Annotated in this window: 16 protein-coding genes; 6 read left to right on the top strand and 10 right to left on the bottom strand. The window is 62.5% G+C overall.

Features of this window, described 5'->3' with window-relative positions; translation table 11 throughout:
* The first annotated feature begins 6 nt into the window (after window positions 1-6).
* Genes J2X76_RS26085 through J2X76_RS26065 form a run of 5 tightly spaced genes read left to right on the top strand, consistent with a single transcriptional unit; the run spans window position 7 to window position 6264 of the window.
* Window positions 7-1557: an ABC transporter substrate-binding protein gene (locus tag J2X76_RS26085; RefSeq protein ID WP_310220459.1), complete on the top strand. Its 1551-nt coding sequence runs from the start codon at window positions 7-9 to the stop codon at window positions 1555-1557.
* A 57-nt stretch (window positions 1558-1614) separates the two neighbouring features.
* Window positions 1615-2562, top strand: coding sequence for an ABC transporter permease (locus tag J2X76_RS26080; protein ID WP_113283428.1), 948 nt, complete (start codon window positions 1615-1617; stop codon window positions 2560-2562).
* Complete coding sequence (locus tag J2X76_RS26075; RefSeq protein ID WP_113283429.1) at window positions 2555-3379, top strand: ABC transporter permease; 825 nt, start codon at window positions 2555-2557, stop codon at window positions 3377-3379. Before J2X76_RS26080 ends, J2X76_RS26075 begins: the two co-directional genes overlap by 8 nt.
* 10 nt (window positions 3380-3389) lie before the next feature.
* Window positions 3390-5021, top strand: coding sequence for an ABC transporter ATP-binding protein (locus tag J2X76_RS26070; protein WP_310220456.1), 1632 nt, complete (start codon window positions 3390-3392; stop codon window positions 5019-5021).
* A gap of 22 nt (window positions 5022-5043) precedes the next feature.
* Window positions 5044-6264 carry a M20/M25/M40 family metallo-hydrolase gene (locus J2X76_RS26065; protein WP_310220455.1) on the top strand — a complete coding sequence of 407 codons (1221 nt, stop codon included), beginning with the start codon at window positions 5044-5046 and terminating at the stop codon, window positions 6262-6264.
* 94 nt (window positions 6265-6358) lie between these two features.
* Here J2X76_RS26065 and J2X76_RS26060 read toward each other — a convergent pair whose 3' ends face one another.
* Genes J2X76_RS26060 through J2X76_RS26045 form a run of 4 tightly spaced genes read right to left on the bottom strand, consistent with a single transcriptional unit; the run spans window position 6359 to window position 8977 of the window.
* Window positions 6359-6997, bottom strand: coding sequence for a CDP-alcohol phosphatidyltransferase family protein (locus J2X76_RS26060; protein WP_310220453.1), 639 nt, complete (start codon window positions 6995-6997; stop codon window positions 6359-6361).
* Window positions 6994-7389 carry a hypothetical protein gene (locus J2X76_RS26055; protein WP_405030095.1) on the bottom strand — a complete coding sequence of 132 codons (396 nt, stop codon included), beginning with the start codon at window positions 7387-7389 and terminating at the stop codon, window positions 6994-6996. The genes J2X76_RS26060 and J2X76_RS26055 overlap by 4 nt, the downstream gene beginning before the upstream one ends.
* Window positions 7389-8336: a phosphatidate cytidylyltransferase gene (locus tag J2X76_RS26050; protein ID WP_113283432.1), complete on the bottom strand. Its 948-nt coding sequence runs from the start codon at window positions 8334-8336 to the stop codon at window positions 7389-7391. The genes J2X76_RS26055 and J2X76_RS26050 overlap by 1 nt, the downstream gene beginning before the upstream one ends.
* Window positions 8333-8977 carry a lysophospholipid acyltransferase family protein gene (locus J2X76_RS26045; protein ID WP_310220448.1) on the bottom strand — a complete coding sequence of 215 codons (645 nt, stop codon included), beginning with the start codon at window positions 8975-8977 and terminating at the stop codon, window positions 8333-8335. Before J2X76_RS26045 ends, J2X76_RS26050 begins: the two co-directional genes overlap by 4 nt.
* A 267-nt stretch (window positions 8978-9244) precedes the next feature.
* Between J2X76_RS26045 and J2X76_RS26040 the strand changes: the two genes are divergently transcribed.
* A complete protein-coding gene (locus J2X76_RS26040; RefSeq protein ID WP_310220447.1) occupies window positions 9245-10201 on the top strand; it encodes a hypothetical protein in 957 nt (318 codons plus the stop codon).
* A 55-nt stretch (window positions 10202-10256) separates the two neighbouring features.
* Here the strand turns inward: J2X76_RS26040 and J2X76_RS26035 are convergent, their stop codons facing one another.
* Genes J2X76_RS26035 through J2X76_RS26010 form a run of 6 tightly spaced genes read right to left on the bottom strand, consistent with a single transcriptional unit; the run spans window position 10257 to window position 18905 of the window.
* Window positions 10257-11576, bottom strand: a complete 1320-nt coding sequence (locus J2X76_RS26035) for a glycosyltransferase family 4 protein (RefSeq protein WP_310220445.1) — start codon at window positions 11574-11576, stop codon at window positions 10257-10259.
* Window positions 11573-13813: a hypothetical protein gene (locus tag J2X76_RS26030; RefSeq protein ID WP_310220442.1), complete on the bottom strand. Its 2241-nt coding sequence runs from the start codon at window positions 13811-13813 to the stop codon at window positions 11573-11575. Before J2X76_RS26030 ends, J2X76_RS26035 begins: the two co-directional genes overlap by 4 nt.
* 13 nt (window positions 13814-13826) lie before the next feature.
* Complete coding sequence (locus J2X76_RS26025) at window positions 13827-14558, bottom strand: hypothetical protein (protein ID WP_310220440.1); 732 nt, start codon at window positions 14556-14558, stop codon at window positions 13827-13829.
* 8 nt (window positions 14559-14566) lie between these two features.
* Window positions 14567-15817 (bottom strand): glycosyltransferase family 4 protein, encoded by a 1251-nt coding sequence (locus J2X76_RS26020; protein WP_310220439.1) that lies wholly within the window; start codon window positions 15815-15817, stop codon window positions 14567-14569.
* Window positions 15814-16653, bottom strand: coding sequence for a class I SAM-dependent methyltransferase (locus J2X76_RS26015; RefSeq protein WP_310220437.1), 840 nt, complete (start codon window positions 16651-16653; stop codon window positions 15814-15816). The genes J2X76_RS26020 and J2X76_RS26015 overlap by 4 nt, the downstream gene beginning before the upstream one ends.
* Entirely contained in the window at window positions 16650-18905 is a 2256-nt protein-coding gene (locus J2X76_RS26010) for a glycosyltransferase (protein WP_310220435.1), read from the bottom strand. Before J2X76_RS26010 ends, J2X76_RS26015 begins: the two co-directional genes overlap by 4 nt.
* Between the last annotated feature and the right edge of the window lie 38 nt (window positions 18906-18943).

The raw sequence follows: 18943 nt of genomic DNA, 5'->3' as shown, positions 1-18943 counted from the left end.
TGAAAAATGCTGGAAATGAAACGTCGCTTCTTCCTCGCCGGCACCGCCGCCGTTTTTGCTGCACCGGCGCTTGGCCTGGCGCAGACCGCAAAGCCGGCCAGGGGCGGCACGCTGCGCATCTCGGTCGATCAGGCCGCAAGCGTCATCCATCCGCTGCTAACGCGCGTCAACCCGGAATATCTGGTGACCGAGCTGCTCTACAGCAACCTGACGCGCCTGAAGGTCGACATGTCCGTCGAGCCGGACCTGGCCGAAAGCTGGACCCCCAATGGTGGGCTGACGGAATGGACGTTCAAGCTGCGCAAGGGCGTCACCTTCCATGACGGCTCGCCGTTCACGGCCAAGGACGTCGTCGCCACGTTCAAGACCATCCTCGATCCGGCGACCGCGTCGCCGGGCCGCAACAATGTCGGTCCGATCACCGACATCGTCGCAGTTGACGATACCACGGTTCTGTTCAAGCTGTCGGTCGCCTATGCCGATCTGCCTGTCGCCATGGCCTACACCAACGCCCGCATCATCCCGGCCGCGATCGCCACCGGCGACCTCAAGAGCCTGTCCACCAAGGCAGTCGGCACCGGTCCGTTCAAGCTCGTGTCCTACGAGCCGGACCGCCTGATCGTCGTCGAACGCAACCCGAACTATTACGACCCGGCACGCCCCTATCTCGATCGTATCGAGGTCCAGGTGTTCCCGGACATCTCCGCCGAAGGTTCGGCGATGATCGCCGGCAATATCGACATCATCTCGACGCTGCAGCCGACCGAATACCTGCGTCTCGACGGCAATGACGGCGTCAATGTCCTGCGCACGCCGTCCGGCCAGTTCTGCAACATCAACTTCGGCTGCGACACGGCCCCGTTCAACGATCCGCGGGTCCGCCGCGCGATCGCGCTGACCGTCGATCGCGAAGCCATGGTCAATTTCGTAACCGAAGGTTTCGGCACGCCCGGCAACGACACGCCGCTGAACCCGTCCTACCAGTTCTTCAAGCCTGCCAAGCAGCGCCAGAAGAATATCGCCGAAGCCAAGAAGCTGCTCGCCGAAGCGGGTTTCCCCAAGGGGTTGGAAGCCACGCTGATCGCCTCCGACCGTCCGGCGGTACGCACGCAGCTCGCGGTCGCTCTCAAGGAAATGGCCAAGGAAGCTGGCATTACCATCAACGTCCAGACGATGCCGCACGCCACCTATCTCGAGCAGGTCTGGAAGAAGGGCAGCTTCTACGTCGGCTTCTACAACATGCAGCCGACGCCCGATGGCATCTTCAAGCTCCTCTACACCTCCGATGCCTCCTGGAACGAGACGCGCTGGAACAACAAGGCATTCGACGCCCTGATCGCCGAAGCCCGCGGCACGATCGACGCCGCCAAGCGTACCGAGCTTTACACCAAGGCGCAGGAACTGATGAACGAGGAAGTGCCCTCGATCATCCCGTCCTTCTTCGATGTGCTGTCTGCCAAGCGCAGTTGGGTCAGCGGCTACGAAGCACATCCTCGCGCCTCGGTTTTCCGTCTCGATTACGCCTCCCTGACCGACAAGGCTCCGAAGCGCGGCTGATCCCGAACAATGCCGGACGCTCATCGAGCGTCCGGCCCTGCAACAAGGAACACGACCGTGTCCCCGAACTACATAGCCAAGCGGCTGATGATGATCGTCTATACTCTCTTCATCGTCTCGCTCATCGTCTTCGCCATTACGCAGATCCTGCCGGCCGATGCTGCCGTCATGATGCTGGGTGAGAATGCGACACAGGATGCGCTCGCTGCACTGCGCGAAAACATGGGGCTCAACGCACCCGTTTGGCAGCAATACGCGACCTGGCTCGGCCACGTGCTGCGGGGGGATCTCGGCACTTCGCTGCGCACCGGCCAGGCTGTCGGACCGGTCATGTTCGAGGCCCTCGGCCGCTCGCTGCTTTTGGCCTTCCTGTCGATCGGCCTCATGCTGGTCCTCGCCATTCCGCTCGGCATCATTGCCGCCGTCCGTCGCGGAAAGATCGCCGACATGGTTGTCAGCCTGATCTCCTATGCCGGCGTGGCGCTTCCGGAATTCGTCACGGCGACCCTTGCGGTCCTCGTTTTTGCCGACCTGATGAAATGGCTGCCGCCGACCGGTTATGTGCCGCTTACCGAAAATTTCGGCAGCGGCATCGCCCATCTGGTCCTGCCGGTCTGTGTCATCTCGGTGATCCTGATCGCCCATGTCTCGCGCATGGTGCGCTCGGAACTCGTCGACGTGCTGCACACCGACTATATCCGCGCCGCGCGGTTGAAAGGAATTTCACGCGGAAAAGTCCTTCGTCGCCACGCGCTGCGCAACGCCCTGCTGCCGACCATCACCATCGTTGCGCTCGATGTCGGTTATCTCCTCGGGGGCGTCATCGTCGTCGAGGAAATCTTTGCCATTCCCGGCATCGGCCGGCAGCTGATCGTGGCGATCCAGGCGCGTGACCTGCCCGCCATCCAGGCCGGGGTGCTGATCATGGCGGCTACCTATTCTATCGTCAATTTCATCGCCGACATCCTCTATGCCTGGCTCGACAAGAGGATCCAGTATGACTGATTTCATCAAACGCCTCTTGCGCACGCCGCAGGGCGCCATCGGCATGGTGCTCGTCCTTTTGGTGCTGCTGGTCGTATTGTTCGGGCCAATGCTTGCGCCGCACGATCCGGAAGCCCTCTCGCCGCTTACGCGCTACAAGGGGCCGAGCCTCGCCTACTGGCTGGGGACAGACCAATACGGCCGCGACATTTTCAGCCGGCTGCTGATCGGCGCCCGCGCCACCGTCGTCATGGCGGTGCTCGCAACCATCGCCGGCACGCTCATCGGCGCCTTCATCGGCACCACCTCGGCCTTTCTCGGCGGGCGGGCAGACGAATTGATCATGCGCACCATCGACGCCGTCATGTCGATCCCGAGCCTGCTGTTTGCGCTTCTGGTGGTCAACCTTCTGGGTTCCAGCACGATCAACGCGCTGATCGCAGTCGCCATCGCCTTTGCGCCGGGCATGGCGCGTATCACTCGCAGCGTCGCGCTGTCGGTGCGCAAGCAGGACTATGTCAACGCGGCGATCGCCCGCGGAGAAAGCTCAGGTTACATCATTTTCCGGGAAATGCTGCCGAACGTGATCGCACCCATCATCGTCGAGATGACGATCCGCGTCTCCTTTGCGGTCATGCTGTTTGCGACGTTGAGTTTTCTCGGCCTCGGCGCCCAGCCGCCGGCCGCCGAATGGGGCCTGATGGTCTCGGAAGCGCGCCGCTACATGCATCTGAGTGCCGGTATCCTGATCTGGCCGAGCGCGGCGATCGCCGTCGTTGCCGTCGGCTTCAATCTCCTGGGCGACGGTCTGCGCGATGCCCTCAATCCGCGAACCTGAGGTCAAGGCCATGACGACGACACCAGATACCCCGGTTCTCGCGATCGAGAACTACTCGCTGGATTACCACACGGCCTCCGGCGTCTTCCATGCACTCAAGAACATCGACCTCGCCATCCACCGCGGTGAGATCCTCGGCCTTGTCGGGGAATCCGGATCCGGCAAGACCTCGCTTGCCTGGTCGATCATGCGTTATCTTCCCAAGAACGCCCGCGAACCCGGTGGCCGCATCCTTTTGAGCGGCGAAAACCTGCTGCAAAAGACCGATGCTGAAATCGAGGCCTTTCGCGGCCGTCGCATCAGCATGGTGTTCCAGGACCCGAGTACGTCGCTCAACCCGACCCTGTCGCTCGGCACCCAGCTCGCCGAAGTACTGGTCCGTCACCGCGGGCTGACGCGGCGGCAAGCCTGGAAGGAAGGCGAGGCGATGCTGGCGCATGTCGGCCTGAAAACGCCGACGGCGATGATGAACCGAATGCCGCACGAAGCATCCGGCGGGGAAAAGCAGCGGGTCGTCATCGCATCCGCTTTTGCCTGCAATCCGGAATGCATCATTTTCGACGAGCCGACCACGGCACTCGATGTCATCACCGCGCGGCAGATCCTTGACCTGTTCGTCGAACTGCAGGCCGAGACCGGCGTCGCATCGCTCTACATTTCCCACGATCTCGCCCTGGTGTCGCGCACGGCGAGCCGCGTCGCCGTCATCCGTCGCGGCGACATCGTCGAGCAGGGCGCGGTGCGCAGCATCTTTGCCAATCCGCAGCAGAATTATACCCGCGAGCTGATCGCGGCTGTTCCGGACCCTTCCCACAGGCTGGTCGGCGACGCCTTGGCCCCAACGGACCAGCCGCTTGTGCGGGTCGAAAACGTCAGCGTGCATTACGGGCGCAAGCCGTTCCTGGCGGCGCTGACCGGCCGCAAGACGGAACGTGTCGCCGGCAACAATGCCGTCAGCCTCAGCGTCCATCCGGGTGAAATTCTCGGCATCGTCGGTGAATCCGGCTCCGGCAAATCGACACTGGCCAAGGCGATGACCGGTCTCAACCGCTTCGAGGGCCAGATCTGGTTCGACGGTCGCGAGATCAGGAACCTTGGCGACATGGACAATGCCTATCGCAAGGATGTGCAGATCATTTTCCAGCACCCCGACGCCTCGCTCAATCCCCGCCAGAAGATCGGCGAGATCCTGTCGCGGCCGCTAAAGCTGTTCGGCAATGCGTCCGATCTCGATCAGAAGGTTGGCGACATGCTGGAACAGGTGCGCCTGCCGCGCACCCATGCGCAGCGTTATCCCCATCAGCTGTCGGGCGGCGAGAAGCAGCGCGTCGCCATCGCCCGCGCTTTTGCCTCGAAGCCGAAGCTGGTCATATGTGATGAAATCACGTCGGCGCTCGATGTGTCGGTGCAGGCGTCGATCGTCCAGCTTCTGCTGGAATTGCAGAAGGCCAGTGGCACCGCCTACCTGTTCATCACCCATGACCTCAACCTTATCCGCCAGATCGCCCACCGGATCGCCGTGATGTATCGCGGCAATCTGGTCGAAATCGCACCGGCGGCGGATATCGATAGCCCCGATCGCGCCGAATATACCCGCCGCCTCATCGAGGCGGTGCCGCGCGCGGCCGGCCAATACCTGTGATAAAGCCTTAAGGAGCATGACAATGGACCCGAAGTCCCTGGTGGATCGGATCGACGAAAAGGCCTGCCTCGATTTCCTGTCGAAGATGGTCCAGCACAAGAGCCATTCGGAAACCGACGGCGAGCGCGAGCTCGCGCGCTACATGGCCGGCGAACTGGAGAAGATCGGGATCGAAGCGGAACTGCAGCCCTTCGACGACGGCCGGCGGTTCAACACGATCGGACGCGTCAGGGGTGCCGGCGGCGGCAAGAGCCTGCTGTTCAACGGCCATCTCGATACCAACCCGGTGACCGAAGGCTGGACGGTCGATCCCTATGCCGGCCTCGTCGACGACAAGTTCATCTACGGTATCGGCGTGTCGAACATGAAGGCCGGCGATGCCGCCTATTTCTGCGCCGTAAAGACGCTGCTCGATGCCGGCGTCAAGCTCAAGGGCGATGTGATCCTGACTTTCGTGGTTGGTGAACTGCAGGGCGGCGTGGGTACGCTGGCTGCCATCCAAAACGGTATCAAGGCGGACTATTTCATCAACAGCGAGCCGAGCGACCTCGTCGCGGTCACCATGCATGCGGCCGCCCTTAGCTACGTCATCGAACTGACCGGGGATACGCGTCATCTTTCCAAGCGCGAAGAATCCGTCGATGCGATCGCGGCGGCCTGCGACATCATTCCGCGCATCAATGCGATGACCTTCAGCGGTGCCAGGAGCGACGTCCACCGGTCGATCAATCGCGGCCATGTGGGCGTCGTTCATGGCGCGCTTGGCCGCAGCCTCGAGGAATGGCGTCCGCCCCAGGTGGCGGATTTCGTCCGCCTAAAGGGCTCGTGCCGTTATGCGCCGGGCCAGACGCAGGAAGGCGTGCTGGCCGATCTCGCAAGGGAACTGACGGCGCTCGAGGGCCGGTTCCCCGGCCTCAAGGCCAAGCTGGTTCCGGAACTGATCGAGGGCCGCCCGCTGATGCCGCCCTTCGAGGTTTCGCCGACATCGCGGATCGTCACGTCGATCAACGCGGCCTATGAAGCCGTGCGCGGCGAAAAACAGCCGACGGGTGCGATCACGCCGACCCGTTTCTACGGTACCGATGCCGGTCATCTCTACCAGGAACTCGGCATGGAAGGCATCGTCTGCGGCCCCGGCGGCCGTTACAACACGATGCCGGACGAACGCGTCGACATCGTCGACTACCTCGACATGATCCGCATCTACATGCTGACAATCCTCGATATCTGCGAGGTAGCCTGAGCATTTTGCCCCGGGCGGACTTCGATCGACGGATCGGATACGTCCGGGACACCGCACGGAGCGCCGGCAGGTGCGGAGTTTCACGCTTATGCAGTCATGACAGCAGCCGCGAGACCAACGTCCTTGAACGGCGCAGTGCTGTGAAAGCCGCGCCGAGCGCGATCATTGCGAGACCGAAGGTCAGGATCTGGTTGTGCCAGCCCCACAATGGTTCGAGGATGGACGCCAATCCTGCTGCGGTGATGGTTGCCATCCGGTGCTGCTTGGCCATGGGGCCGGAGAAGTCGCTTGGTTTGCCTGTCGCGTGGCCAAGCTCGCGGACGTAGGCCGTCAGGACGGCAAATGCGCCGGCGGCCCAGCCGAGCCCAGGCATGCCTATTCCATATCCGACGCCCGCGAAGATCAGAAGATCGGCGACGCGATCCGGGAACTCGTTCCAGAACGGGCCGTCCGGTTCTCCCTTTCCGCCTTCAACGGCGACCATGCCGTCAAAAAGGTTGCAAAGCAGCCGGGCCTGACAAAACAGGACCGCGGCTAACAAGCAGGCGACGCGCGCCCATCCGACCGTTTGTCCCGCCAGATAGAATGCGCCGCCGGCAAGCGCTGCGGCGACCATGCTGGCCTGGGATATCTGATTGGGCGTGATGGTTTTCGATGCCATCCATCGCGCGATCGCGCCTGCCCATCGGGTGTTGCGGCTTGCCAGTGGTCGCCTGTCGCCCGTCTCGGTCATGTCCCGGCACCTCGTTTTTCGGAGATCGAATAATTGTAGATCGCGGCGTAGCTCGTCGAGACCAGGAGCGGGATCGTTATGGTCTTGAGTATTTCCGGTGTACCGCTCGCCGCATGGATGGCGACGAGAAGACTGGCCGAGCCGAGGCAGGCAATCAGCGGCGGTGCCCACAAACGTGTTCGTCCGGCAAAACGCTTCGAAAGACCGTCGATCACCGACTTCAGGAAAAGTGTCAGGCAGGCGGACATGGCGCCCTGGACCAGGCCTGAATAGAGCGGTCTCGGCATGTCATAGGCGCGATTGGCAAAGACGGCCCAACCGCCCATGGCGAAAAAAGCGAACAGGACATGGACCACCCCGTGGCGGGCCAATCTTTTCACCGCTTCCGCAATCACAGCGACCACCAGTAGCGCACGATATGGAAGAATATCGGCGCCGAGAAAACGACGGAATCCAGCCTGTCGATCAGTCCGCCATGACCCTCGATGAGATTGCCCCAGTCCTTGATGCCGCGGTCCCGCTTGATCGCCGACATCACGAGGCCCCCGAAGAAGCCCATCAGCGTGATCACGAAGGCCAGAAGTCCGGCCTGAACGGGCGTGAACGGCGTTATCCACCAGAGGGCGGCACCGATCAGGGTGGCGCTGATGACGCCGCCGGCAAATCCTTCCACCGTTTTCGAGGGCGACAGCTTTGGAGCGATCTTGGTGCGTCCGAACAGCTTGCCCCAAACATATTGCAGCACGTCGCTCAGCTGGACGACGATCACCAGGAAGGCGATCAGCAGGACGTTTCGTCCCTCGTAGCCCGGTATGTTCAGCGTCAGCAGCGCGGGCACATGCGAGGCGCAGAAGACGCAGATCATCAGTGCCCACTGCACTTCCGCAATGCGGATCAGAAAGCGCTCCGTATCCCCCCTGAGCACGGATATGATTGGCATCAGCAGGAACGCATAGACCGGGATGAAGATCGAGAAGATCCCGTATTGTTCGGCCCACAGCAGATAGTACTGAAGCGGCACGACGATGAAGAAGGCTGCGGCCAGCGCCCAGTGATCCGCCCTGCGGGTATTGATGAGGGTCACGAATTCCCGGAGCGCGGCAAAGGAGCAGAAGCCGAATAGAATGAGCACGCCGATCCGGCCCGCCACGAAAGCGATGCCGATCAGGATAACCATGATCCACCATGCCTTGATCCGGGCGTTGAGGTTTTCGATCGAGGCATTGGAGCCCGTCGGCGAGAGGCGCTGCTGCAGCACGTAACCGATGGCTGACGCAAGAATGAGTACGCCGAAGATGCCTGCCACCAGCGTCAAAAGATCGGAACTCGCGGCACTCATTCGCCACTCCCTGCAGGCTTCGGAGACAGAGCTAAAAGGGCAGTCTGCATTCGCTCAAGGAAAGCATCCTTGGTTTCGTCCGGTTGGATCCGCAGGGCGCCGCCGAAGGTGACGGTGCAGATCAGCGGGATAGGGACGATTTCTCCCTTTGGCATGACCCGGTTGAGATTATTGATCCAGACGGGGACGAGCTCGATGTCGGGGCGCGCCGTTGCCAGGTGAAAGATGCCGCTTTTGAACGGAAGGAGCCGGGCATCGGATTGGTTCCGCGTACCCTCGGGGAAGAGGATGAGGGATGAACCCGCGTCGATCGCCGAGGTCATCTGAGCGACGGGATCCTCCGTCCTCTTGTCTCGATCCCTGGCGATCAGGACGGCATTGAAAACGTCGCTGCCGATGAAGCGCGTGAGCGGCGATTTCAGCCAGTATTCGGCACCGGCAACCGGGCGGGCCTGACGACGGAGCCTCGGTGGCAATACCGCCCAGACCAGAACGAAGTCGCCGTGGCTGGAATGATTGGCGAAATAGATGCAGGGGCGAGATGGCAGCCCCTCCTCGGACCATATGGCGCGAACCGCAGTGACCGCGCGGGCAAAGACGACGATAGTCGCCGCTGCGGCCTTTGCAATAAAATCCGTCATTCGCCCCCCGGTCGAAGTTCACAAGCCAACGGGGCAAACTCTAGCACTGTCGCCGCCGGAAGAAAGAGCTTTGCAGAATTCCAGCGAAGGGGTCGGCGCCGGCGACGGTTGCATTGAAGACGTATTCGGTCACTAGGAATACACCTCGTCGCTGCAGGCTTGAGTGCAGTTGATTCCGAGTATCGATCCTTATATTATTGATATATTGAGGAAATATATTTTGAAAATAGAATTATATTTTCTCCTAATCATTTTGCAGGTGGCCGCATGCGGGTGTTTTCAGATGAAAATTTGGAGGTGATACATCGTGCGGGATCATCTCCCTATCTTCTCGTCACCTTTAACGAAATGGAAATGAAGGCCAACGGCAGCCGCTTCTGGGGTCAGCGGTTCTGCGAGAAAGCCGACATTTCGGGGCTTGGCTTCATCAGCCGGCGGCCGAACTGGTTTCCGGCGGCAAGCGTCGTCAAGGCGGTCGAGGCTGCCGCGCCCATCCTCCGCGCAGCGCCGGAGCGGATCCTTTACGGACACTCGCAGGGCGGCTACGCGGCGTTGCGGTATCGAAGGCGCTTCAACGCTGCCGTTGCCATCGCCTTCTGCCCGCAGGTCTCGATTGATCCAAAGGCCGTTCCTTTCGATGGCAGGTTTGCGCGCCATTTCTCGCCCGATCTCCACGCCAATATGGCGATCGCGCCTGAACACGCAGCCGGCCGGTCCTATCTTTTCTTCGATCCGTTTCACGCGGTCGATCGCCAGCACGCGGTTCGAATTGCGGCGCTGCAAGAGGGGACGCAGCTGGTTCCCGTCCACATGACCGGCCATGGCACCGTTCGAGCGTTCACCGGGACGGCGCGCGCCCTGTCGCTGATCGAGGCGTGCCGGGGAGACGACCTTCCCGGTCTGCGCGCCCTGGCCCGTGAAGCTCGAGTGACGGCGCCGATGCGGCCCTATCAGATCGCCGTCACGGCGATCGCGCGCCATCGTGTCTGGGCCGACCGATTTCATGCCCACTTCGGTTCGGGATTCTCTACGGTCGAGCAGGCAAACTTCCTTTATCATCGGGCCAACCGCCACATTCGCGACGGCGAGCTCGCAATGGCGCGTGCGATGCTTGTGGACGCCATGAAGTATCAGCCGGAAAATTCCGGCTTCGCCCGTCGGATCGAGGAGCTGGACGGCCGTATCGCGCGGGGCCTCGTGGCGAATGGCGCCGCGCATTCGTAATTTGCATGTTGCTGCCGACGCCCCTCGACAGGCCGGCCTTCTTCAAGGCGGTCCGTCAGAGCGAGTGCGAGAGGATCTTCGGGCTTTCGGCTATCGCGGCATCGAGCTTCCGGCGGAGCAGGGAGCGATAGAGTTTGACGTGTTCGCGCGCGCAGACAAGCCGGTCGGCGGGTTGGCGCATGGAAATGCGCAGCCGCTCCCAGATGTGGTTGTCACCGAGGACTTCGACGATCCTGTCAGCGAGGTCCTGGCTGCTGCCCGCGCGAAAGTGCAGGCCGTCCTTTCCGTCCCGCACCTTCTCGGCCATCCCGCCGATGTCGGAGCAGATCATCGGCCTGCGGTGGAGAAGGGCCTCCTGGATCACGACGGGTGAGTTTTCCCACCAGACGGACGGCAGAACCACCCAGTCGACCGAACGCATAAGACGAGGGACATCCGCGTTCTGGTAGGCGCCGTAGAAGCGGACGCGGTGGCCGGCATCGGCAATGAGCTTCTTCATCCGTTCCTGGAACTCGGTCGGCTGCCGCTCGAGGTTGCCGCCGAAGATCATCAGGCAGGAGTCTTCGCCCCATATCTCTTTCGGGATGCGCGAAACGGCGTCGACCAGAAGGTCGGCTCCCTTGAACGGCGTCATCTGACCGAAATAGGCGAAGCGGTTGCGGCGCGGCTTTGGACCTTGCACCTCGCGCGCGGGCACGGCAGCCTCTGGCGCGATGCCGTTTTCGATCACGCTGATCTTGTCCTTTTCGATGCCCCAGGCGGCGTACCGGTCCGCCAGAAACCGGCTGGGGGAGATGAAGGCGTCGGCAAGACCAAGCATTCCGCGGGCAAACAGCTCACGCTTCAGGAAGCGTGAAACCGGGATTTCAGGGAAGCAGCCGTGGCAGGCGACAGGCGACGCCGTTTGGCAAAGCTGACCCGAGGGGCGTTTCACCATCTGCCCGTGATTGTGGCAGATCGACAGGTATTCGTGGAACGTGACGAGGATGGCGGCGTGCGGAAACGCTTCCCTGAGGGCGTAGAGAGTTTCCAGACCGATACCCAGAACATGATGGAAATGGATGACGTGGGGCCTCAGGTCGCGCGCGAAACGCAAAAGGTCCCGGGTGATGGCCTGCGTATCGCCGTTGGACAGGAAGAAGTGGTCGTAGTCGTCCGTGTGGAACAGCAATTCATCCTCGGCAAGGCGGAGGCTCATCAGCGCCGAAGCTGCATGTCGTGGCACCGGGTGGCCGATCCGGGCGAGGTAAACCGATTCCACATTCGGCAAAGCTTTCAGGCCGAGATGCAGGTTGTGGGACGCGATCTCGGCCCCGCCGAGCGAGACCGTGGGATGCGCATGCGAGATGACAAGGACGCGAAGCTGCTCGTTCATGCCGGCCTCTTTTCCTGATGCCTTTCAAGGCTGAGGATAGGCAGCCATTGGCTCTTGAAGATCTTCCGATCGATCTCCTCCACCAGGGCCGCCATTGCGGGACTATTTCCGTTATGTGCGTCGTCGCAGCCCCACATCTGCACCGAAGGCAGCAAATACGAGTCGAAACCAGCGCGGCCGAGGCGGAGGCCGAGATCGACACCCTTTTCCTGCGCGCCAAGATAGCCGGCGGAAAACCGGCCCGCGCCCGACAGGGCCTGGCGCGGCATGGCGCAGCATTCGAGCGAGGCAGCCGCGATGCGGGTGAGATTCATGTCGGTCACTGCTTTCAGCGGATATCCGGCGTATCGGCCGACGACCGGTTCGTCACCGTTGCCCTCGTCGATCCAACTTCCCGCCCAGCGAACCGAATGATCCTCATAGGCCAGGACGGGCGAGACGATGCTTCCCTTGAGCGTCGCGGCCGTGGCCACAAGCTGGCCATACCAGCCCGCCCCTTGCGGGATCAGCGAGGCGGAGAGCGACACGATCGTTTCACACGAGAGCGCCTCCGTGCCAGCTTCGATCATGTCGTAGACGTCGCCCGTTCCCTTCGCAGACACAAGCCTGACCGAAAGGCGGTAGAACCGCGCGAGTTCCTTGAGACGGGCGGCCTGCCTGCGAAACCGCTCCGAAGGCATGGCGATCACGATTGGTGCGCGCCGGGTCTCCGGATCGAGGGTGAGCAGGGCCAGCAGCGGGGCAATATCCTCCTCATTCTCCCCGGCGCCGATAACGATCGGCGGGCTGGTCTCCTCGTCGAAGGCTCCGGCATCGAGGGTCGTTTCGATGACCGGCGCGGGCCTTCCCGACGATTGCCTGAGGAACGGGACAATGTGCGCATCGACGATCGCCGGGAGGGCGCTGTTCGTGGGATCAATGGAGCCGATCTGTCGCAATGCCGCCGAGCGCGCCAAGGCGCGCGTCGGTTTCACCGGCAGAAACCCGCGGCGGGAATCCTGCAGTGTCAGCTCGAAATAAAGCGGCGCGCCGATATCGTCATTCGGCAACCGGGCGTGGACGATGAAGCCATGCGCCCCATGCTCGCCTCGAAAACCCGCCGCAAGATGCGGCTGGTCGTTGAAGCTGTCCGTGACGTCCGGCCGGTCGAAGCGCGTCCAGCACTCGTCGACGCGTGTTGCGGCATCGCGTCGACGCAGCCTGACCGTTGCGACATGGCCGTCGGGGTCATAGAGCCAGCCGGAGATAAGGAGATTTGCTGCATCGGCTTCGAATATGCTGTCTATTCCCATCCGCACGGGATAGGGCAAGCCGGAGACCGTTTCCTTGCCCTCGAAGCTGTTGGCGGCTGCTCGCAGGGCGAGAAGCACATCCGGTGCGCCATGGCTGCGCATCAGGATCGAGCGGATGTGTTCGGGCGTTTCCTGCGGGTCGGCGATGCGCTTTCGGGGGTGGATCGCAAGATGTCTCCAACCTGCCCGTCCGCGAAAGATCAGCCCTTCGATGTCGAGAGCCCGGATAGGCTCGCTGCTTTCGAGAAGGGCGGCAAAACCGGAGGCGCCATCGGGAGCATCAGGGCGGGGAAAGGTGGCGATACCGCATTCCGCGACCAGCGGGATCGCGCTTCCGATCAGGGACATCCGATAAGACCCCGGCGACATGCCGCGGCTCCAGCCCTGCAGGAACGTCGCGCCATCATGGCTCTCGCCGATCAACTCGACGAAACCGTCGCTGGCATGGGCTGCCTGCAAAAGCGTGGTGATCGTCAGAAGTGTGCGGCGGTTGACGTCGCCAGCCAACAGAGCGTCCACGAGCCGGTTGATGACGGCGGCGGACTGAGATCCCGCGGACTCGATCACGAGCGCGGCTGCTTCCTCCGCAGAGGCAAGCCGGGGGGAGAAGATATAGCGTGCGCCGGTCTCCTCCTCCCCGAACCGTATCGTGGTCATGGCAAGGTCGATGCTCTCTGCCGGAAGGAGCGCCGCAAATCCGTGCCTGGCCCGCGGCGAGGGTGCTGCCAATCGCCATTCCGATACAAACGAGCTTCGCGTGGTTGTCTGATCCTCTCCAATGCCGATAACCACGTCGCCGGCCGTGACGCGGCCGAGGCCGAGGATCAGCAAGGTCGTCTCGTCGATGCGGCAGCCGATAACCCGCCCGGAGCGCATCGCCCTACTCACGCCAATCCTGCTTGCCGAGGGGCTGATGGCTGCGGGCGATTGTTCTGTGAGCAGCATGCCTTACCCTCCCTCAGACCCCGGCAATCAGCGCCAGGCTGGCGCCGGCGGCAAATCCCACGAGAACGAACAGCAGCAGCAGGAGGGGCTTGAATTCGCCGGTCGCGCGCTTCCGCAAGGCGTTCAGATTCTTCTCCATTCCCGCCACGACCCCATCCAGCCGCATCAGGTGGACATCGAGATCGTTCAGCCGTTGGCCGATCTCCACCTTCAGGCTTTCGACGGCGTTGCCGACTTGGGTCAGGCCGGCGGTTTGGGTCTTGTCGGCATCGATATCCGGTGCGCGCTGCAGCGACCGTTGCGAGACTTGCAGCTGCCGCTGCGCCGCCATCAGCAGATCCAGCTTGTCGAGCACTTTCGCGAGCGGCGCGGCGATAAGGGCTTCGGCCGCCTGCTCGTTCGGCTGGGGAACGCGCAGAGCCTGTTCGGAACCGCTTCCATTCTGGGCGATGACGACGATGTCGTTCGCCCGCGAATGGACGGGATCGGGCAGTGCGATTTCAAACGCGTGCTTGCCGTCCCCGATGCCGTTGCGCCTGAGGTCGGGACGATTGCGGTCGGCGACGGCCTCGGCAATCACCTTCCCGTCCAGGAGGACACGGATGGTCAGCCGTTGATCCGGCGCCATCGGGTCGAATGCCCAGCCGAAGATCCTGCCCATGTCGACGGCATCGACCCGGCCGTTCATGGGCTTGACGTTGTCCTGTTCGGATGCGGCATCCGGTCGTTCAGCGGGACTGGTCATAAGTTCTCCTAGGCCTGCACCTGCGCCGTCTCCATCCACTTGAGGTAGCGGCGGGCGGTCGTGTCAATGTCGTCGGGCTTGCGCGCGTTCTTGGAGAACCGGCGCAGCAGGTTAGGCTCTTCCACGATGGTCCGCATCGCCGCGGCAAGCGCTCGGGCATCGTTGGGTGGAACGGTCAGGCCGTTGACGCCATGCTCGACCATCTCGGCCATTCCTCCGATATTGCTCGCGATCACCGGCCGGCCCTGAGCCTGTGCTTCCTGAATGACGAGCGGTGCGTTCTCCCACCAGACGGAGGGAACGATGGTGCAATCGACTGCGGCCACCAGATCGCCGATATCCTCGCGCCGGTAAGGGCCCCGCGCCTGGACGGAATCGGAAGTTTCGGCGAAACGCCGATTGATCTCTTCGAGGAAGCCCTCGCTCTGGAAAGGCGCTCCGCCATGGACGCGAAGTTCGAAATTGAGACCGTCGGCCAGAAGCTGGCGCGCCGCGTCGAGCAATACGGTAACCCCTTTCCAGGGATTGAGATTTCCGAAATATCCGAAGACCGGTTTCCCGCCCTGGAGCAGTTCCCTGCGTGCGCCGGCATTTCGGCCGGGGATGCCGTTGGGAATGACGCTGATCCTGTCTTCCTCCAGCCCCCAACGCACGAAGCGGTCCCGCAAGAAGGCGCTTGGCGAAACGAAGTGGTCGACGGTGCTCAAGAGGGCCTTCAGGTGGCGCTCGCGCAGGGTGAAGCGGTCGAGCGGGATGTCCTTGAAACAGGCATGGCAACGATCAGGGCTGGCCTGGTAACAAAGCTCCTTGCTGCCGGTACGCACCATCAGGCCGTCATGATGGCAGATCGGGTAGTAGTCATGCAGCGTCATGACGATCCGGCAGTCGGGCAGGGTGCGGCGGACGATGTGAGGGAACTCGGCGCCAAGCAGAAGCAGATGGTGGAGGTGAACCACGTCCGGCCGGAAATCGCGCAGCAATTCCGCTATGTCTGGCACAACGCCGTAGAGATCGATCTGACTCATGAAGAAGCGGTCGAAATGTCCCGACCACAGCAGAACCTCGTCTCCACCGGAGCCTATGCTCTGGAAGCTCGTGCCGGGTCTCGCTTCGCGGTGAATCTGGTTCGTGGCACCGAGAAACAACGCTTCATGTCCCTCGCGCTGGTAGGCACGAAACAGGTCGTGCGCGAATATCTCCGTCCCCCCGGGGTGGAGGGATGGATGGTTGTGGGCGGCCACCAGGATGCGTTTGCTCATCGAGCGGTTCCCCGGCGCTTCGCGACAATGAAGTCCTGATGATGGCCAGCGCCGGTGCCGCGCCAATGGCCAAGCGATTTCAGGGCGACGGAGAGGCCGGCACGTTCGAGCGCCTTGTCCAGAAAGCCGTCCTCGAACCCGACCGCGGAAAGCGGCGGCTGGTTGGGCACGAACCAGCATGGGCTTTCGCCATAGCGGCGGAATGCGAGGCGCGGATCGCGCCGTCCCTGCTCGTTGGCTGCAGCGATCCGATCGACCACGAACGCGGTCATGAACAGCCGCCCACCCTGCGAAAGGACCCTGCGGACTTCGGCGAGATAGACAAGGACCTCCGCAGGCGGCAGGTGAGTGACGACGGACGTCATGATGACGAAGTCGAAATGACGATCCGGAAAGGGCAGCCTCAAGGTCCTGCCGCTGATCTTGCCGTTCGGATTGTAGAGTTCGTGCGCGATGTCCAGTCTCTGGAAAGCGAAGGTAGGGTAGGCGGGCGTGATCGTTTTCTGGCACCAGTCAATGCCGCCTTCGACCGGATCGATACCGTCGTAGCGGCTCGTTCGCGGATCGAGATATTGGGTGAGCGGCACGGCCATCCGGCCGATGCCGCATCCGATGTCGAGAACGCGGCTGTCTTCGCGCAGGCCGCCGATACGAATGAAGTAACCGAGAAACTCCGCCCCGATCGCGCGGAAATCACCGTCCCCGACAAAGACGTTGGTGGATTCCGGTTGCGGCAGGAAACGATTTTCCCGGACGGATTCGATCAGCCAGCGAACCCGGTCTTCATCGACCAGCCGGGCGGGCTTTGTGGTGTGCAGAAGTGCTGCCTGATTCACGCCGCGTCCCTTTCACGCATTCTCACGCCCATGGCGGCGGATCGATCGCTGTCTCTGCCGAACTGGTTCGCCATCAATTCGGTGATGTCGTCCTCCCAGCGCTGCGTGTGCAGCCATGAATTGTATTGGCTGGCAACGCCGCGCATGTAGTCCTGGCTGCGGCGGATCGAGCGGCGCTCGAAATGATAGAGGCAGGCTGCCGGTTCGTAGACGATCTGGAGCCCGAGCCGGCGGATCTTGAGACACAGGTCGCTGTCCTCGTAGTCGCCGATCACGTAGTCCTCAGTGAAGCCGCCAACACGCTCGTAGGTCTCCCTGCGGGCGACCAGGCAAGCGCCGGTGACGCCGGGAACCTCGCGGGCATGTTGCGCCGGCGCATAGTCGCCGGGCATGCCCTTGTGGAAATGGTGGTTCAGCCAGATCCCGCGCTGGTCCCGGCCGAAATACAGGCCGGCATGCTGCAGCGAACCGTCCTCGAAGATCAGTTTCGGACCAACTGCGCCCACCTTGCCGTTTTCCAGCAGTTCCCGCGACAGCACCTGAAGCCAGCCGGGCGCGCTCGGCACGACGTCCGAATTGAGCATGACCAATATCTCGCCGCGGGCGAAACGCGCGCCGGCATTGCAGGCGCGCGCATAGCCACCGTTGCGATTCATGACGACGAGTTTCATGGGCAGGCCGTGCAGAAGGTGCAGGCCGCCCAGCAGGTGCTCCGTCTCATCCTGGATCTCCGGCGAGTCGAGGACATAGATGACCTCGGCATTGGCCGCGAGCCAGGGATCCGTGGCCATTCCCGACAGCTGGAAACGCAGGAAATCGAGGACCTTGTAGAGGGGTACGACGATGGAAACGTGGGGCGCGCTCCTGGGCAGGCTGTAGTCCTTCGTGGAGGCGACCTCTATGGTCCTGCCCAGCCGTCGTTCCATGTCCTGCAAGGCGGGTGCTAGAATGGTACGGAAGGCACCGTCGACCGCATGCTGTGGCGGCACGGCGCGCAGGACGTGGTTTCGTTGTGCCGCGGGCTCGAAAGGTTGCGGGTTAGGTATCAGCGGCCGGACCGCTCCCGAGGCAAGGCGCATCTGAAATCGTGGCTGCAGAAGCGGCCCGAGGGGCTCCGTCAGCGGGACCCAGGCAACGAAACCCGTCACGTCGGTCTTGCTCTTTTCATCTTTGCCTTGCGCCCATGCCGGAAATTCGTAGCTGTTGCCGTCGAGCGGGATGGCCGTTCCGTCCTCCTTGACGTAGTCTATGCCGGCGAAGGCGGATGACGGTGCATGGAACCAGCCGCCGGCCAGCAGACCGTCGTCGAGCGCGAGGGCGAGATCGACCTCGCCGGATGGATGCATCGGCGATTTGGCGATCCGGCTCGCCGGCAGTGGCGCCCGGACTTGAAGGTCGATCGCCGTGGCTGCGCCACTTTCCGGCAACGTGGCGAGGCGACGGACAATCATCTCGCGCAATTCCACCGCATCGGCGTTTTTGGCCCACCAACGCTCAAGGCTGGGATGGCGAGGCTTGCCGTCGGCAAGCTGGCGAATGGCGACGCCGTTCTTGCTTATCAGGACGATGAGAAACGGCGGCGAAGGGGACGGCGCCTCCGCGATGAAATGGCACGATTGAAGGCCGTTTTTGGCATTGCGTCCGAGCACGGACCCTACGGCCATACGGGTGATCGAAGCGGCGCCGATTGCGTAGATCGCGGTGATCTCGCCGAGATCCGGGTTGATAACGGTCTCGATCAGATGGCGTCCCTGCGCAATCTGGCAGACGATGCTGGCGGCCTGCGGTTCAGGCACCAGCGCATGAAGGGCATCTTCCACCACCATGTGGAAAAGATGGTCGCCGGTGATGCGGAAGGCGCTTCGCCAGACGGTCAAAAGGTTGTTGACGAACTTGATGCGGGCACCCGGCGCGAGATCCGCGAACAATGTCTCCACATCGAGGGGAGCGAGCATGCGCGCCGGCTGCATCACAATGGCTTCGGCAACGCTGCCCTGTTCCGTGCAGATGCCGACGTTCGCCGGCTGTTGTTCCGGTCTCATCGCCCAGAACATCCGCTGTCCGCCGTTGGCGAGCGCAAGCATCATGCTGACGAGCGGTACCGGCGACCGGTCCATGGACAAGGTGCATTTTGTGGGAGCGGGAAGGGATGGGGGAATATCCCAGATCAGGACGGCAAGATCCAAGCCGAGCCGGAAGGTCTTTGCGTTTCTGAAAACGCCAGCGGCGTCTATCGATTCGTCGGACGTCACACGCTACCCCTCTGGATCGGAATTGCGCGCCCCACGGG

The organism is Neorhizobium sp. 2083 (assembly GCF_031455615.1).
In the GTDB taxonomy this organism is placed as follows: domain Bacteria; phylum Pseudomonadota; class Alphaproteobacteria; order Rhizobiales; family Rhizobiaceae; genus Neorhizobium.
Note: the sequence above shows the minus strand (reverse complement) of the source record. Positions and strands in the feature narration are given on the sequence as shown.